The following is a 16503-nucleotide window of genomic DNA, read 5'->3' as shown; positions in this document are numbered from 1 at the left end:
CAAGCGAATGTCCTCCGCGCGGGGAAGATCGCGGAGCGTCGGCTCCCTAGCGTTTCTCCCGGTCGCGGCGATCCCGCCGCGCGCTCCCCAGAGAAATGCGCAAGGAGTCGTCGTGCGCTTGTTGAAGCAGCTCCTGCCCGTCATGCTGGTCTCGCTCGTCGGCGGTCAGGCCGTCGCGGCGGTCGGGGACAACGCCGCCCTCCGGCTGATCATCGGTATCGTGACCGCCGTGCTCGCGGTGTTCGTCTACGCCTGGACGGTGCGGTGGTCCGAGCGCCGGGCGCCGGCCGAGATCGCCGCCCGCGGCGCCGCCCCCCAGCTCGCCCTCGGACTGGTGATCGGCGTCGCATGGTTCGGCGCCGTCATCGGCAACCTCGCCTTCCTCGGCGACTACCGGATCGACGGCTTCGGGACGGTGGCGAGCCCGATCGGACTGGTCGGCTTCATGGCCGCCGCCTCCCTCACCGAGGAGCTGTTGTTCCGCGGCATCCTGTTCCGGATCACCGAGGAGCGCTTCGGCACCTGGACGGCGCTCGTCCTGAGCAGCGCCGTGTTCGGCCTGTTCCACCTGGCCAACCCGGACGCCACCGTCTGGGGCGCCGTCGCCATCGCGCTCTCGGCGGGCGCGACGCTCGCCGCCGCCTACACCGCCACCCGCAACCTCTGGGTCCCGATCGGCCTGCACTTCGGCTGGAACTACGCCGAGGCCGGGATCTTCGGCAGCGAGGTGTCCGGCAACGGCAAGAACGAGGGCCTCCTGCACGGCGTGACGTCCGGCCCGGACGTGCTCACCGGCGGCCGGTTCGGCCCGGAGGCGAGCCCGTACACGATCGTCTTCGGCGTCCTGCTGACGATCGCGTTCCTGTGGCTGGCCCGCCGGCGCGGCAACCTGGTCCCCCGGCGGCGGAGCGTCCCCGCCGCGGCCCCCGGCCTCGCCCGGTGACCGCCCTGCGGCAGGTCCCGGCGCTGTGGCGGCGCTGGGACGTGACGGTCCGGGACCTTCCGCTCGCGCTGCTGCTCGTCGTGACGACCTTCCTGCCCGCGTTCCGCGGCCACGAGACGCAGGTCGGCGAGCTTCCGGCCCGCCCGTTCGACGCCCTGGCGATCGCGGCCCTGGCCCTCCTGTGCGTCCCGCTCGCCGGACGCCGCCGATGGCCGGCCGCGACCCTCGCCCTCGTCACGCTCGGCTTCCTGGTCGCGGAACTCCGCGGCTACCACATGGTCGCCGGGACCGCGCTGCCCATCGCCCTCCTCAGCGCGGGCGCCCACCTGGAGCACCACCGGCGCACCGCGATGATCGTCCTGTCCGCCGGATACGTCCTGCTGGCGGTCGCGCTCGACCGTCTCGGCGGCGCCGAGCGGCTGGACGGATACGTCACCTTCTACCTGTCGCTGGTCGCCATCTGGGGCATCGGGTCCTGGCTCCGCTCCACCCGCGCCGCCGACGCCGAGCGCGCCCTCCGCCTCGCCGAGGCCACCCGCCTCGCCGAACGCGGCCGCATCGCCCGCGAACTCCACGACGTCGTCACCCACCACGTGACGGCCATGGTCGTCCAGGCGGAGGCGGCCCGGTACCTGACCGCCGCGCCCGACCGCCTGGACGAGACCCTGAGCACCGTCAGCGACACCGGCCGCCGCGCCATCGCCGACCTGCGGCACCTCCTGGACCTGCTCAACCCCGACCACGTCACGCCCCCGTCCGCAAGCGACCTCCGCGCGCTCGTGGAACAGACCCGCCAGGCCGGGCAGCCGGTCGAGTTCACCGAGGAGGGCGCGCCGTCCGAATCCGCCGGAAGCGCCGAGCTCGTGGCCTACCGGGTCGTCCAGGAAGCGCTGACCAACGCCCTCAAGTACGCTCACGGCAACCGAACGGTCACCCGCGTGCGCTACGGCGAGAAGGAGATCACCGTGGAGGTCGGCACCGAGGGCCCCGAGCGCCGCGCGGCGTCCCCCGGCGGCGGCGGACGCGGCCTCGCCGGCCTCCGCGCCCGCGTCCACGCCCTGGGCGGCGAGTTCACCGCGACCCCCCGGCCGGACGGCGGCTTCGTCGTCCGCGCCCGCATCCCCGCCGGGGGCCCCGCGTGATCTCCGTCCTGGTCTGCGACGACCAGGCGCTGATCCGCACCGGCTTCGCGACCATCATCGACGCCCAGCCCGACCTGCAGGTCGTGGGCGAATGCGGCGACGGCCGCGCCGCCGTCGACATGGCCCGCCGCCTGAACCCCGACATCGTCGTCATGGACGTCCGCATGCCGGTCCTGGACGGCATCGAAGCCACCCGCCTCCTCGCCGGCGCCGGCGTCGCCGACCCGGTCAAGGTGCTCGTAGTCACCACGTTCAACCTCGACAAATACGTCTACGAAGCCCTGCGCGCCGGAGCGAGCGGCTTCCTTCTGAAGGACGCCCCGCCCCAGCAGCTCCTGCAAGGCATCCGCACCGTGGCCAGCGGCGCCGCCCTCCTGGCCCCCGAAGTGACCCGCCAGCTGGTGGGCCGCTACGCCGCCCGAATCCGCCCCGCCGCACCTGCCACCGAAACCCCGCTGACGCCGCGCGAACTGGAGGTCCTCCGCCTCATAGCCGAGGGCCTCTCCAACAGCGAGATAGCCGCCGAACTCGTCCTCAGCCCGGAGACCGTGAAAACCTACGTCTCCCGAATCCTGACGAAACTGGACCTCCGAGACCGAGTCCAAGCCGTCGTCTACGCCTACCGCCACGGCCTAGCCCCCTCCTGACCCACCCCCCCGCGCAACCGCGGGCCCGTGCCTGCGACCACTCGGCCAGCGAAGATCCGCCGCCGGGTCGCGCGAGCCGTCGAGCCATCGATCTGCCGGGACCGCGCCGACCGGTTGTGGCCTTCCGGACGCATCATCCCGGCGACCACCGGGCCGGCAGACAACACTGGCCGTTCAGGACGGACGACCGCACGACGAAAGGTCGCGATGGGCTCGCACAACCGCCGCAGGGCGCTCGTGGCCGCGGGGACGGTCGCCATGGCCGCGCTGATCAACGTCGCGACCGGCATGCTCACCCAGAAATGGACGCTCGCATGGATCGCGTTCGTCGTGGCCATCGTCGTGCCCGCCGCGGTGATGCAGGCGTGGCTGGTCGTCGCCGATCACCGCGGCGCTGACGAGACGCCGTCCCAGATCGTCGAAGATGCGAGCGTCGGCCAATCGATGCGTCAGGAGATGGCGGACGCGGGAACCCAGAAAGCGACCGACGTGCGAGTGGACGGGGACCTGTCGCAGATCCAGCAGACCCGGCGACGCCGCTTTCGCTGACCGAAGAGACGGCATGACGAACGTGGATCCCGGTGACGGCGATGCGGGCGAGCAACAGGCTCACCGGTCGCAGCAAAGCATCTCCCGAAGCCGGGTGGGAGGCAATGTCTTCCAGCTGAGCGGGAACTTCATCCTGCTCAAAGCCTCCGGCTTCTGGCGGATCGCGGTCATCGTCGTAGTGGGCGTAGTACTCGCATTTCTTTCCGCGCGGAGCCTGATCCAAGGCCCCGGCGACAAAGGAACGAAATCGACGGCCGCCCGCCGTGCCCCTGTCGTCGCGGCGCCTCCCGCCCCGGTCAGCCCGCTGATCAGAGCAGTCGTGGACACCGACCCCCTGGACTTGCAATCAGAGGAACTCCGGGAGCTGTACGCCGAGAAGCAGGATTGGCTGATCCCCGCTCCCCGCGTTGTCCAGGGGGTCCCGACACCCGATGGCGAACGCGTCGGTGAGGGCTTCTACAAGTTCGTCAAGGGCTACAACGCCGTGGCCGTGAACCGCCTCTTCTTCAGCGTCACCGTCCAGAACCTCACCGGTGGCGCGGCCTTCCTGCGCACGATACGAGTCACCGATCTGCGGTGCGGCCCCGCCCTCAAGGGAACTCACGTGCTGAGCGGCGGCGGAGCCGGTCCCCTCGCACCGAGGGTCCTCCTGATAAACCTCGACTCCCCGGCTCCCGACCCCCTGTCCTTCACGCACGTCCCGGAAGAATGGCTCAGCAAGGACGGCGAATCGTCGATCAACACCGCGTCGGCCCAACCCTTCGGCTTCACCCTCTCCCGCGGCGAAACCGCGGCCTTCGACGTCGCCGTCCTCTCCTACAAGCACCGGAACTGCCGATTCCGCCTGAAGATCACCGCGACCCTGAACGGGCAGAACCAGGACCTCACCATCGATGACGACCACACCCCCTTGGCCGTGGCCGGCATCCCCACCCCGGACTTCTGGGAGTACGTCCCCAGCAACGAATCGAACATCGCCTGGCAACGCGCCCCCGGCGCCGACTCAGTACCCACCGACACCACCCGCACCGCTACGCAACCCCTTACCCAAACGACTCCCTAATCCCCATCGCGCCATCGATGATCGTCGCCGTCCGACGGACTGAGCGGTGCTGAAAGCCGACCGCCGGGGGCGCGGTCCCCACGCGCCGTGCGGGCCTTCACGAGCGCGGCGTGATGCCGGCTGTTCTCCGCTAGCTCCCGAGGTGGGGCGCGAACCATTCATGACCGACCTTGCGAGCTGGGCCTCGCCTGAGGCCGCACCCCATCGAGGAGTGGGCCTGAGTCTCGAACCGAGCGGGACCTTGAAGGCGGAACACCGAAGGCTTCCGGAGAACGCATGTACTGCAACGGCACTGGTCAGCGAGGGGCGTCGGTCCGAGGCCGGCTACGACGTGCGGGCTCCGCAGTTGGCGATCACCAGTTCGCCCAGCAGCCGCGGGGCTTCTTCGGCAGAATGTCAGAGGTGGTAAGGAGACTGTGAAGTAGCGACGTACCTAGTGAGCGTGCCATCGGAACGGACCCTCGAAAGGTAGTGAAATGAAGGCTGAAGAGACGACTCTTCGGAAGCTGATCGGCGGCGAGCAGCAGCTTGTCGTCCCGCTCTACCAGCGCACTTATTCGTGGGGGTACCATCAGCTCGACACGCTCTGGGCGGACATCGTCAACCAAGCGAGTGCACTGGCGAATGGACGCGGCAGGTCGCACTTCCTCGGCTCGACGGTGCTCGCGCCCGGCCCCGAGCTGAGTCCGTCGCTCTCCCAGTGGGTCGTAGTGGACGGGCAGCAGCGCCTCACCACCCTGATGATCGCCCTGTGCGCGGTCCGTGATCACCTCGCGCCCGAAGACCCCAAGCACATCGAACGTATCAATGAACTTCATCTGATCAACAAATTCAAGACCGGAACCATGCGGTACCGCCTGCTGCCCACCCAGGTTGACCGCAAAGCGTTGATCGCATGCATTGAGGGAGACGTCGATGGCCGGACTGGCGCAATCGGGGATTCCTATCGATTCTTCCGCGCCCGGTTGGCTGATATCGACGGTGCGACGAATCTTCAGGACATCGGACGGATCGAAGATGTCATCCTCGATCGTCTGGCGCTCGTTCAGATCGTGGTCGAAAAAGGAGACAACGCTTTTCGTATCTTCGAGTCGCTTAACAACACGGGGTTGCCGCTCAGCCCCGTAGACCTCATCCGTAACTACGTCTTCATGTGCCTTCCGACTCGTGGAGAATACGTCTACCAGAAGTATTGGTACCCCTTTCAGGAACGTCTCCGCAAGGAACACGGTACCAAGGCTCTCGAGACACTGATGTACCAGCTGCTGGTTCTCAATCAGGGTGAGGAGGCGACCTACACGGACACTTACCTCGGGCATCAAGAACTCCTTCGTGAAGCTGCCGGCGATGAAAATAAGGTCGAAGAGTACGTCGCCGAATTGGCGTATCGTGCTCGGCACCTGGAACTCATCCTCAACCCTGACAAAGAAGAATGCCCATCAATCAGGAAACGCCTGCACTTCCTTAATGAGTGGCGTGCGACGACGGCCTACCCTACGATAATGCGTCTGCTGGAGTTGCGAGAGGGCGGTGTTTCGAATGAGGAGGTGGCACTGGCGCTGTCCTTCGTCGAAAGCTTCCTCGTTCGGCGCATGATTGCAGGTGTTACCACCAAGAACCTCAACCGAATCTTTCAGCGTCTCACCGGTCGATTGTCTGAAGACTCGGTGGCAGAGACCGTCCAGGCCGAGCTTTCTCCCGAACGCCTGTACTGGGCCACAGATGAAGAGTTCCGCGACGCAATCCGCACCAATTCCTTTTACTGGCGCGGACAGGCCGGTCAGCGCAAGCTGGTGTTGCGCCGGTTGGCTGAGACCTTCCACGACGGCGAGCCGGTCGATCTCACCTCGAAAAAGATCACTATCGAACATGTCCTACCGCAGCATCTTACCGACGCCTGGCGCGCGGAACTGAGGGCCGACGGCGAGGAACCCGCGAGGATCCACCGCGAGCTCGTCCACACACTCGGGAACCTCACGCTCACCGCATATAATTCTGAACTCGGTGATATGCCCTATCCTGACAAGCGGGAGCGACTCGGCCAAACTGGAATCGCCATGACACATGCGATCGTCCAACAGCCGCGATGGGGACGAAAGGAGATTCTTGCCCGGGCCGATGACCTGGCCGACCGGGCTATCGGAATATGGCCGGGGCCGAACGAAGAGGTTCGCGGAACCGCTCCTCGGCGCGACTGGACCTTGCTGCATGACGCGATGGCTGCGCTGCCGTTCGGGACATGGACGACATATATAGAGCTTGCCCAGGTTGCGGGTTCCGCCCCTATGCCAGTCGCGGTGCACATATCCTCGACGCCTCTACCTAACGCTCACCGCGTGCTCACAGCTGACGGAGTGGCACCGCAGGAGATTCGCGGCTTGGGCGACACCGACCCTCGCAGTCCGCGCGAGGTCCTAGCCGAAGAGGGCGTTGACTTCGACGAACACGGTCACGCCGACCTCAATAAGCGCATCACTGCCGTGGAACTCGCAGAGCTGCTCAACCTTCCGGACGTGGCCGATCTCTCCTCATCGGAGATCTCTGATGTCGATCCTGCTGGCCTGACGGAACACCAACTCCGTTTCTACCGGCAGCTCGCAGAACGCGGCGGCCCGGACATCGCAAGTGCTGTCTCAAAAGTGATCGACTGGTGGGCGAAGTCATCCGATACTTTCTGGTACGGCACATCTGCAACGGGTCGCTGCACGCCGTACATCGTGCGTGGCGGTGTCGACTACTGGATGCTGAACATCTATCCAGAGACCATGGAAATTCCTTTCAAGTCGCTTAAGCTGCGTCCTCCGTTCGACGACCCGGAGATGCGTGACGAGTTGCGTCGGCGTCTCAACGATGCACCCGGAATCGAGATTCCCGAATCGAAGATCGACCTACTGCCGAACTTTCCGAGCTCTCTTCTTGTAGATGACTCGGCGCTCGACGTGTTGATCGGCACTCTCGACTGGTTCGTGAGCCAAGTGGAAAAGCGTGAAACGGCATGACCGACGCCAAACGTCAATAGAGTGCGTTCGGACATGCACGTAACGCATGGCCATCTTGCGGGTCGTTCGTTATTAGGAGCCCACCATCAACCTGTCCGAACACCGGGCTGTTCGCGGCATCCTGAACGGTCTCGCGCGGTGCCTCGAAACCTTCCCACTAACGCTGCCCGTTTCACTCCCGTAACGTGGTGGGTGCGTGTAAGCGCTGCGCCTCTGAGGCGGAATGCAGTCGGCTGTCGGAGGAGCCTCGGTGGCGGATCAGACAGCTCCCTGCCGGACTGCCTCGACGTCCGCCAGGAGGCCCTCGATCATGGCCTTGAAGAACTCCGCGAAATCCGTGAAGCGCTCGACCACCTCGTGATGCAGCCACAGCACTTGGCCCGGATTCTGGGACGACTCGCGCAGCAGGCAGAAGAGCGTCGCGCTGTGGTCACCGGCTCCGATGGGAATCAATTCCCGCACCTCGACGCCGGCCTCATCGAGGACATTGCCGGACTCGTATTCGCCGACGAGGCGCCGAGCGTGCTCGAAAAAGCCCTCTGCGTGGGCGAGTTCGCGGAGACCGAACAGGTCGGCATCCCAGTAGAACTTTTCCCAGCCGTTCGCATGTGTGAGGAAGTTCCGGTATTCGGAGGGAAGTGACTCCCGGAGGCGGCGTTCGAAGGCCTCGATGTCGGCGACTTCAGCATGCTCGCTGGGCAGCGTGTAATCGTCGTAGTACTCCGGGTCCACGTCGACCATGGCATTTTTCGCTTGGATCATCTGTCCCAGCAGGACCGGCCAGTCAGTCATCATGTTCTTGTCCAAGACTTCGGAATCCGAATCGAATACTGTGATTCATAGCCTTCCGGTGAGAGCTGCCTGGGCGGCGTCGGCGGTCGGCTAACTAGTGCTCCATCCGCTCCGCATGAAGCACGTCAGGGGGCGTGCCGGTTGCCACGAGCACGGGGGCATCAGCGAGGGGTCGCACCATACGTGCCGGGCGGGCTGTCACGGGGGCGGGCGCGCGTCACAGCGGGGCGCGGTGGCGGGTGTTCTATGGCCGCGCTGGTGTTTGTGCAGGTCAGGACGGGCGCGCCCAGAGGGATTCGAACCCCCGACCGGCAGATTAGAAGTCGTCGCCACCCGTTCCACCCGTGCCGTCGGGGTGTCGGAACGTGCCGTCGCGTCCGGGCTCGCCCGTTTCGCGCACCGCCCGATGCCGCCCCCTGCCGTGGGCTACCACGACCACCGAGCGACCACGGAGCGACCATTGGGGCCGTCCGGGACCGTCGTCCGCCCTGCATGGGGGCGCGTGTCGGTGGGGGGCTTGCGCCCCCAGCACATGGCTCCCATTGGGCGCGATCGGTGAGCCCTATCGGATTGCTGTGGACGCGTAGCGCTACCGCCCCGGTCCCTTCGAGGCTGCCTCGAAGGGACCGACCTCTTGAGGGGACATGCCGCTGTCCGGTTCGAGTTGCATAAGGGGCACGCGTCAGATGGGAGGCACGGTCTACAGGGATGTAACCGGGACGCCACCAAGTGCTTCGAAGTAGATCACACTGTCGTACGTACCTGGACTGGTTCATCTATGGAACCGGTGACCTGGAGGTACGCATCCGCACTCGCAGCGACCTCCAAGGCCGAGGCTCTCATCCAGCGCTCCTACGAGAGTCCTACGAGATGAGCTGATCGCCGCGGTCGGTCGGCGGCAGTGCTGTGATCTTGAGTATGGGAAACCCCTAGAAAGGGTCAGGAGGTTCGGTTATTCTGCAATGTTCTGTGCGGATCTGGACGGCGTGAGGGAACATGACTGAACCCTTTGATGAGCTGGCGCGGCGATCGCGGAACTTCGGGTTCTTGCTGCAGCATGAGCCGCTGCTCGTGGTGGACGGTGCTGCCAGCGAGTCCTACGTCTACAGCGATCCTGACGCGGCCATGGCCAAGGCCCGCCGGTTCACCGAGACCATGGTGAAGCTGCTGGTCGCGCTCACCCAGACCCCGGTGCGCGGGAGGACCCATAGCGATCGGATCAACGCTTTGGCCCGGGCTGGGGTATTGGTTCCCAAGGTCCGGCAGGCGTTCGACGATGTCCGCGTTTCCGGCAATCGAGCCGTTCACACGCACTGGGGCGACGTCCGCGCCGCGCTGACGTGCGTCCGGACCTGCTTCGAACTCGGCGTCTGGTTCCATCTGGCGGTCGGTGGGAAGGACGCTCCGCAAGGGTTCGTACCGCCGCCCGATCCCAATACCCTGCCGCCGACTGATGCAGGTGAGAAGGCCGAACTGGCCGAGCTGCGTCGGGAGCTGGAGAGCTACCGCGAGCGCTTGGCCGCGGTGAAGGTGCACAGGGACGGACAGCTTTCCAAGCTGGAGTCCGAGAGCAGGGCGCGCCGCCAAGCCGAGGAAGAACTGGCTCGGGTGCTGGCCGACCGCGAGGAACTGCATTCCCTGGTGGAGGCAACGCAGCAGCAGCTCGCTGCGGTCGAAGCGCGGTTCGCGGAGCAAATGGCCAAGGCGCCGAAGGTACGCGCCGACCAGCGCGACGCCTTCATTGCTCGGGCCCAGCAGGCCAGCGGTGAACCGCTGACCGAGGCGGAGGTCCGCCAGCGGGTGGACGCGATGCTGCGCTTGGCCGGCTGGGACGTTCAGGACGCAGACAGGGCCAATCTCTTCGCCAAGCGGGGTGTAGCCGTACGCGAGGTGCCAACCGCTAAGGGCGTAGCCGACTACCTGCTGTGGGTCGATCAGAAGCTCGTCGGAGTGATCGAAGCAAAGCGCGAGGGCACGATCCTGACGCCGGTCGAAGCCCAGTCCGCTCGATACGCAGACACTCTGACCGCCTCCCAGCAGTTCGCGGCCTGGCGCATGCCACTGCCGTTCCGCTACGAGACCACGGCCGTCGAAACTCACTTCACCAACACACTCGATCCGTCCCCCCGTGCCCGCCGGGTGTTCTCCTTCCACCAGCCGGAAACCCTGGCCCGCTGGATGCGTGAGGCCGACGACGAGTCCATAGCGCCGACGCTGCGGGCACGGCTTCAAAGGTTGCCTGAACTGGATACCGGCGGGCTGCGAGCTGCTCAGGTGCGCGCGATTGCCGGGCTGGAGCAATCGCTTGCTCGCGATGAGCCGCGTGCTCTGATCCAGATGGCCACCGGGGCGGGCAAGACCTTTACGGCGGTCACCCAGACCTATCGGCTGCTGACGTACGCCAAGGCGCGACGTGTGCTGTTCCTCGTCGACCGCAACAACCTGGGGAAGCAGGCATACACCGAGTTCGACAACTTCGTCACCCCTGACGACGGCCGCAAGTTCACCGAGCTGTACAACGTGGAGCGGCTCGGCGGCGCGGCTATGAAGGACTCGACCAAGGTCGTGATCTCCACCGTGCAGCGGTTGTACGCCCGGCTGCGCGGCGAGCCCGTAGACCCGGACGTCGAAGACGAGGCATACGACTCCTACGACGTGGACGGCGTGGTGGAGGTCGACTACAACGCCGAGCTGCCCCCGGAAAGCTTCGACCTGATCATCGTGGATGAGTGTCACCGCTCAATCTATGGCGTGTGGCGGCAGGTGCTGGAGTACTTCGATGCCTACCTGGTGGGCTTGACCGCCACCCCGGTCAAGCAGACGTTCGGCTTTTTCGGCCAGAACCTGGTCAGCGAATACACCTACCGCGAGTCGGTGGCCGACAAGGTCAACGTCGACTTCGACGTCTACCGGATCCGCACCGAACAAGCTGAGCAGGGCGCGACCATCGACCGGGGCATCGTGGTCCCCATCATGAGCCGCCCCACCCGCCGCAAGAGGTACGAGGAGCTGGAGGACGACCTCGTCTGGACCGGCGGACAACTCGGTCGCAAGGTCATCAGTACCGGGCAGCTTCGGCTGGTCCTGGAGACCTTCCGAGACCGCCTGTTCACCGAGATCTTCCCAGGCCGTACCTACGTGCCCAAGACGCTGATCTTCGCCGTGGACGACAACCACGCCGAAGAGATCGTGCAGATGGCCCGCACGGTGTTCGGCAAGGGCAACGACTTCTGCAAGAAGATCACTTACAAGGCCACCGACACCGACGCGCTGATTGCGGAGTTCCGCAACTCGCCAGACCTGCGGATCGCGGTTACGGTCAACATGATCGCCACGGGCACCGACATTCGCCCCCTGGAGTGTGTGTTCTTCCTCAACGAGGTCAAGAGCTGGGCGCTCTTCGAGCAGATGAAGGGCCGTGGCGCTCGCACCGTCGACCCTGCGGAGCTCAAGCGTGTCACCCCGGACACCGAGGAGAAGAGCCGGTTCGTCATCGTCGACGCGGTCGGCGTCACCGACTCCCCTCGCGTGGACGCGACTCCGCTGGTCCAGCACAGCGAGAAGCAGATCAGCCTGGACAAGCTGCTCAAGAAGGTCGGCAACCTGACCATCAGCCCCGACGAGGCATCCACCCTGGCCGGGCGACTCGCCCGCCTCAACAACCAGATCACCCCAGACGAGCGCAACGAACTGGAGGAACTGGCCGGCCGTCCCCTTCACGAAGTGATCTCCTCCGTGGCCAGTTGCGCCGATCCCGATGCGCTGCAGAACGCGCACGACACCGGAGGCAAGGCCGCCGTTCACGCCCTGGTCGTCCAGGCCGTCCGACCGCTGGCCGAGAACGCCGAGCTGCGCCGGCGCCTGCTGGAGATCCGCCGCGCCCACGATGTCTACTGGGACGAGGTCAACCGTGACACCCTCCTCGAAGCCGCCGCCCAGGACCCCAAGCTGCGCGCCCAGGAGGTCGTCACCTCCTGGCGCGCTTACCTGGAGGAACACCGCGACGAGATCACCGCCATCGAAGCTGCCTACCGCAGCGGCCAGCCGGGGCGCGCCGCCTACGCCAAGCTCAAGGAGCTGGCTGCCCGCATTGCCCGGCCCCCGCACGAGTGGACTCCCGAAGATCTGTGGAACGCCTACGAGCGCCTCGACCTCGCTGCAGACAAGCCGGGCACCAGGCACGGCCCGATTGACCTCATTGGGCTGATTCGCTACGAGCTCGGTCTCGACGCTGAACCCAAACCGCACCGTAGTGTCGTAGAGGAGCGGTACGCTGCCTGGCTTGTGAAGCAACAGCAGGCCGGAGCCGAGTTCACTGCCGACCAGCAGTGGTGGCTGGACCGCATCCGTGACGTGGTCATCACCCACGCTGGCATCGACCACACCGAGCTCGACAAGTCCCCCTTCACCGACCGCGGCGGCATCGACGGCTTCCTGCACACCTTCGGCGACACCCAGGCCGAAGCAATCCTTACCGACCTGAACCGGAACCTCACCGCATGACCGATCTTCCGAGCGGCTGGGTGGAGACAACCCTGGGAGATATCGCTGAGACCTCCCTGGGGAAGATGCTCGACCGGGGTAAAGGCAACGGAGGGCAGGTCGTTCCCTACCTGCGGAACGTGAATGTACAGTGGGGGCGCATCGATCTCGATGATGTCCGGACCATGGAGATTCCTGGGGATGAGCTGGCCTTCTTCCGGCTGGAGCCGGGTGACCTTTTGGTATGCGAGGGAGGCGAGGTAGGCCGCTGTGCAATCTGGCCGGGGACCGGCGAATATATGGCTTACCAGAAGGCGCTCCACCGAATTCGGCCGCATGCTGGCGTTGAAGCTAAGTACCTTTGTTATCTGCTGGAATATATGAGCATTTCTAAGATGTTCGCCCCATACACTACGGGGAGTACCATCAAGCATCTTCCTCAGCAGCAACTTCGTCGACTGCCCATAAAGCTACCTCCAACTGCTGAGCAACGCCGCATCGTCGCCGTCCTCGAAGACCATCTTTCGCGTCTTGCCGCGTCCACCGTGACTATTCGTGAATCTATGAAGCGGGCGAAAAATCTGAAGCTTCGGCTCCTGGACGACTACGTGACGGACATAGAAAAGAAGTGGAAGCGAGTCGCTCTGGGGCATGTTGCTGAAGTTCAAAGCGGCATTCAGAAACAGCCGAGGCGTCGGCCGGTCGATAACTCGTACCCCTTCTTGCGGGTAGCTAACGTATATCGGGGTGAACTCGATCTTTCCGACGTGCATCAGGTGGAGCTTTTTGAGGGTGAGATAGACCGATACCGGCTGCGAGCAGGAGATCTTCTGGTCGTCGAAGGGAACGGGAGTCCGACGCAGATTGGTCGTGCTGCTATATGGCGAGATGATATACCGAACTGCGTTCATCAGAATCATCTAATTCGCGTCCGGCCTGGCTTGGAGCTTGATCCAAGTTATCTGGAATTTGTATGGAATACTCCGAAAACGGCACGTGAGGTTCGTTCGGTTGCTAGTTCGACCAGTGGGCTTTTCACTCTTAGTGCAGCAAAGGTGAAGTCGATTAGCATTCCTGTGCCGCCAAGGTCGGTGCAAGAACTGCTCGTGGCCGAAGTGCAGCGCTGGTGGGCATGTCTAGACGATGCTGAACGGTCGCTTGAAGGTGGATACAGGAAGGCCGGTTCGCTGCGGCGGTCGCTGTTGGCAGAAGCTTTTGCTGGGCGATTGGTCGGCCAGAATCCGTCGGATGAACCTGCCTCGATCCTGCTGGATCGAATTCGGTCGGAGTGGGCGACGCAGCGGCCTATCCGGCGAGCGCGGCGAGGTAAGGACGGGAAGACACCTCAGAAAGAGACGTTGGTGTGAGTACTCCGGAGACACGGCGGCTGGTCGCAAAGCTGTGGAACTACTGCGATGTTCTGCGGGACGACGGGGTTTCCACGATTGACTATGTCGAGCAGCTCACGTTTCTGCTGTTCCTGAAGATGGGGCATGAGCGTGCCAATCGCGGAAAGTTCTCTGATCATGCCCTCAAGTCAGTAGGAGATGCTTGGCAGTCACTGCTGGATGCCGAGGGTAAAGAGCTGGAACAGACCTATAACGATGTCCTATGGGAGTTTGGGCGGCGCAAGGACACGCTCGGGGTTATCTTCCGCAAGGCACAGAACAGGATTCAAGACCCGGCGAAGCTTAAGAAGCTGATTATTGACCTGATCGACAAGGAGAAGTGGTCCAGTCAGGGCGTCGATGTGAAGGGCGACGCCTACGAGGAGCTGCTAGCCAAGGGGGCCGAGGACATCAAGTCCGGGGCCGGGCAGTACTTCACCCCTCGTGAACTGATCTCCGTCATGGTGGACTGCATCCAGCCTGGCCCGGACGACGTCATCTGCGACCCGGCCTGCGGTACCGGCGGCTTCTTGCTGGCAGCGCACGACTATATCCAGCGTCACTACGGCGAAAGATTGACGCCTGAGCAGCGCGACAGGCTCGCCGGGGAAGGCATCCGTGGCGTCGAGCTGGTAGACGGCACGGCCCGACTGGCGGCAATGAATATGCTGCTTCACGGAATCGGCAAACCTACTGGTCGCTCGCTGATCGAAGTTAAAGACGCGCTGGCCGAGCCGTCCCATATCTATCCCAGCGTGGTCTTGGCCAACCCGCCTTTCGGGCGAAAGTCCTCCATCACCATCGTTGGTGAGGACGGGCGGGTCGGCCGGGAGGACATCGAATACAGCCGGCAGGACTTCTGGGTCACCACCAAGAACAAGCAGCTGAACTTCGTCCAACACATCGCCTCTATGCTCGGCATTCCCGGGCGCGCGGCCGTAGTCCTGCCTGACAACGTGCTGTTCGAAGGCGGGGCCGGAGAGACGATCCGGCGACGGCTGCTCAAGCAGTTCGACGTGCACACTCTGCTGCGGCTGCCGACCGGCATCTTCTATGCAGGCGGCGTTAAGGCCAACGTGCTGTTCTTCGACAAGAAGCCTGCCCGACCTGATGTCCCCTGGACGTCCAAGCTGTGGGTGTACGACTTCCGTACCGGTCAACACTTCACCCTCAAGCAGAATCGTCTTACCCGACAGCACTTGGACGACTTCGTTAGGTGCTACCGGCCCGGTGAGCCCCGCGAGAACCGTATCGAGAGCGAGCGGTTCAAAGCGTTCACCTATGACGAGCTGGTTGCGCGCGACAAGGTCAACCTCGACATCACGTGGCTGAAGGATCCGAGCCTGGAGGATGCCGACAGCCTGCTGTCGCCAGAGGTCATCGCCCGCGAGATCGTAGAGGACCTCACGGCCGCGCTTGCCGAGTTCAGCGGCATCGCGGAAGCTCTCGAACAGGCCAGGGAGGAGGCATCTTCCTCCAAGTGATCTACGCCGCCGAGCCTTGATCGGCTAAAGGTTGCGCCTGATCTGCTCAGACAGAGCGCGATCAGTGAGATCCGGGCCGCCCACCCCTAGGCGTGCATGTACCAGCGGTCATTCGTGCTGTTGAGCAGCGAGTTCATGCGGCGGCGCAGCTCTTGGCGTGAGAAGGGGTCGCCTGAGGCGTTGCGGATACCACTGGCGGTCGGCGGCGCCGGCGCGGGCCGAGCGGCAGCGCCGAGACCAGGCCCTGGCGGCCGAAATCCGGGCCATCCACGCCGAGCACGACGGCACCTACGGCTCGCCGCGGGTCACCGTCGAGCTGCGGGACCGCGGCCAGGCCGTGAACCGCAAGCGGGTCGAGCGTGTGATGCGCACGTTCGGCATCGTGGGCGTCCACCTGCGCCGCAAGGTTCGCACCACGGTGCCCGAGCCGTCCGGCCACAAGATCCCGGACCTGCTGCGGCGGGACTTCACCGGCACCGAGCCGAACCAGCGGTACGTGGGCGACATCACCTATCTGCCGGTCGCCGACGGCACGCACCTGTACATGGCGACGGTGATCGATCTGTGCTCGCGGAAGCTGGCGGGCTGGTCGATCGCCGATCACATGCGCACCGAGCTGGTGGCCGACGCGCTGCGGGCCGCCGCCGGTGACCGCGGCGGGCTGGACGGGGTGATCTTCCACGCCGACCACGGGGCCCAGTACACCTCCAGACAGTTCGCGGCGCTCTGCGCCGAACTCGGTGTCGTCCAGTCCATGGGCACGGTCGGGTCCAGCGCCGACAACGCGGCGGCCGAAAGCTTCAACGCGACGCTGAAGCGGGAGACGCTCCAAGGCCGCACGAGCTGGCCGACCGCCCGCCACGCCCGCCACGCCCGCCGCGAGGTGTTCCGCTGGGCCAGCCGCTACAACACCCGACGCCGCCACTCCAGCCTCGGGCAACGCAGCCCACAGGCCTACGAAGCGGCCGTTCACACAACATCAACTACGCTGGCACCAGCCGTATAAGCCGTGTC

Annotated in this window: 10 protein-coding genes and 1 pseudogene; 10 read left to right on the top strand and 1 reads right to left on the bottom strand. The window is 64.9% G+C overall.

The genetic code is table 11. The features are described 5' to 3' along the window. Positions 1-112 precede the first annotated feature (112 nt). The 6 genes from ACFPCY_RS29420 (at position 113) to ACFPCY_RS29395 (ending at position 7343) form a co-directional block, all read left to right on the top strand. Entirely contained in the window at positions 113-943 is an 831-nt protein-coding gene (locus tag ACFPCY_RS29420; protein ID WP_378260385.1) for a CPBP family intramembrane glutamic endopeptidase, read from the top strand. Then, on the top strand, positions 940-2085 hold the full coding sequence (locus tag ACFPCY_RS29415) for a sensor histidine kinase (protein ID WP_378260383.1): 1146 nt from the start codon (positions 940-942) through the stop codon (positions 2083-2085). Before ACFPCY_RS29420 ends, ACFPCY_RS29415 begins: the two co-directional genes overlap by 4 nt. Then, positions 2082-2732 carry a response regulator gene (locus ACFPCY_RS29410; protein WP_378260381.1) on the top strand — a complete coding sequence of 217 codons (651 nt, stop codon included), beginning with the start codon at positions 2082-2084 and terminating at the stop codon, positions 2730-2732. The genes ACFPCY_RS29415 and ACFPCY_RS29410 overlap by 4 nt, the downstream gene beginning before the upstream one ends. Positions 2733-2990: 258 nt before the next feature. Further along, the gene (locus ACFPCY_RS29405; RefSeq protein WP_378260379.1) at positions 2991-3281 is read left to right on the top strand and encodes a hypothetical protein; all 291 of its coding nucleotides are present in this window, start codon (positions 2991-2993) and stop codon (positions 3279-3281) included. Between the two features lie 13 nt (positions 3282-3294). Continuing rightward, the gene (locus ACFPCY_RS29400) at positions 3295-4344 is read left to right on the top strand and encodes a hypothetical protein (RefSeq protein WP_378260378.1); all 1050 of its coding nucleotides are present in this window, start codon (positions 3295-3297) and stop codon (positions 4342-4344) included. A gap of 476 nt (positions 4345-4820) precedes the next feature. After that, on the top strand, positions 4821-7343 hold the full coding sequence (locus ACFPCY_RS29395) for a GmrSD restriction endonuclease domain-containing protein (protein ID WP_378260376.1): 2523 nt from the start codon (positions 4821-4823) through the stop codon (positions 7341-7343). A gap of 258 nt (positions 7344-7601) precedes the next feature. On the opposite strand, the gene ACFPCY_RS29390 is transcribed toward ACFPCY_RS29395, so the two are convergent. Then, the gene (locus ACFPCY_RS29390) at positions 7602-8150 is read right to left on the bottom strand and encodes an SMI1/KNR4 family protein (RefSeq protein ID WP_378260374.1); all 549 of its coding nucleotides are present in this window, start codon (positions 8148-8150) and stop codon (positions 7602-7604) included. Between the two features lie 981 nt (positions 8151-9131). Between ACFPCY_RS29390 and ACFPCY_RS29385 the strand changes: the two genes are divergently transcribed. From ACFPCY_RS29385 to ACFPCY_RS29370, 4 genes and pseudogenes are all read left to right on the top strand, one after another. Next, entirely contained in the window at positions 9132-12638 is a 3507-nt protein-coding gene (locus ACFPCY_RS29385) for a DEAD/DEAH box helicase family protein (RefSeq protein ID WP_378260372.1), read from the top strand. Beyond that, a complete protein-coding gene (locus ACFPCY_RS29380; RefSeq protein ID WP_378260370.1) occupies positions 12635-13984 on the top strand; it encodes a restriction endonuclease subunit S in 1350 nt (449 codons plus the stop codon). Before ACFPCY_RS29385 ends, ACFPCY_RS29380 begins: the two co-directional genes overlap by 4 nt. Then, positions 13981-15489: a class I SAM-dependent DNA methyltransferase gene (locus ACFPCY_RS29375; protein WP_378260368.1), complete on the top strand. Its 1509-nt coding sequence runs from the start codon at positions 13981-13983 to the stop codon at positions 15487-15489. The genes ACFPCY_RS29380 and ACFPCY_RS29375 overlap by 4 nt, the downstream gene beginning before the upstream one ends. 187 nt (positions 15490-15676) lie before the next feature. Next, positions 15677-16495: pseudogene (locus tag ACFPCY_RS29370) on the top strand (IS3 family transposase); the annotation flags it as partial. Positions 16496-16503 lie beyond the last annotated feature (8 nt).

The sequence above is a fragment of the Actinomadura gamaensis genome (assembly GCF_042652125.1).
GTDB classification, from domain to species: domain Bacteria; phylum Actinomycetota; class Actinomycetes; order Streptosporangiales; family Streptosporangiaceae; genus Spirillospora; species Spirillospora gamaensis.
Note: the sequence above shows the minus strand (reverse complement) of the source record. Positions and strands in the feature narration are given on the sequence as shown.

Excerpts from the sequence above, each read along its gene's own strand:
- ACFPCY_RS29405 (WP_378260379.1), top strand. The coding sequence starts at position 2,991 with ATGGCCGCGCTGATCAACGTCGCGACCGGCATGCTCACCCAGAAATGG.
- ACFPCY_RS29400 (WP_378260378.1), top strand. The coding sequence starts at position 3,295 with ATGACGAACGTGGATCCCGGTGACGGCGATGCGGGCGAGCAACAGGCT.
- ACFPCY_RS29395 (WP_378260376.1), top strand. The coding sequence starts at position 4,821 with ATGAAGGCTGAAGAGACGACTCTTCGGAAGCTGATCGGCGGCGAGCAG.
- ACFPCY_RS29385 (WP_378260372.1), top strand. The coding sequence starts at position 9,132 with ATGACTGAACCCTTTGATGAGCTGGCGCGGCGATCGCGGAACTTCGGG.
- ACFPCY_RS29380 (WP_378260370.1), top strand. The coding sequence starts at position 12,635 with ATGACCGATCTTCCGAGCGGCTGGGTGGAGACAACCCTGGGAGATATC.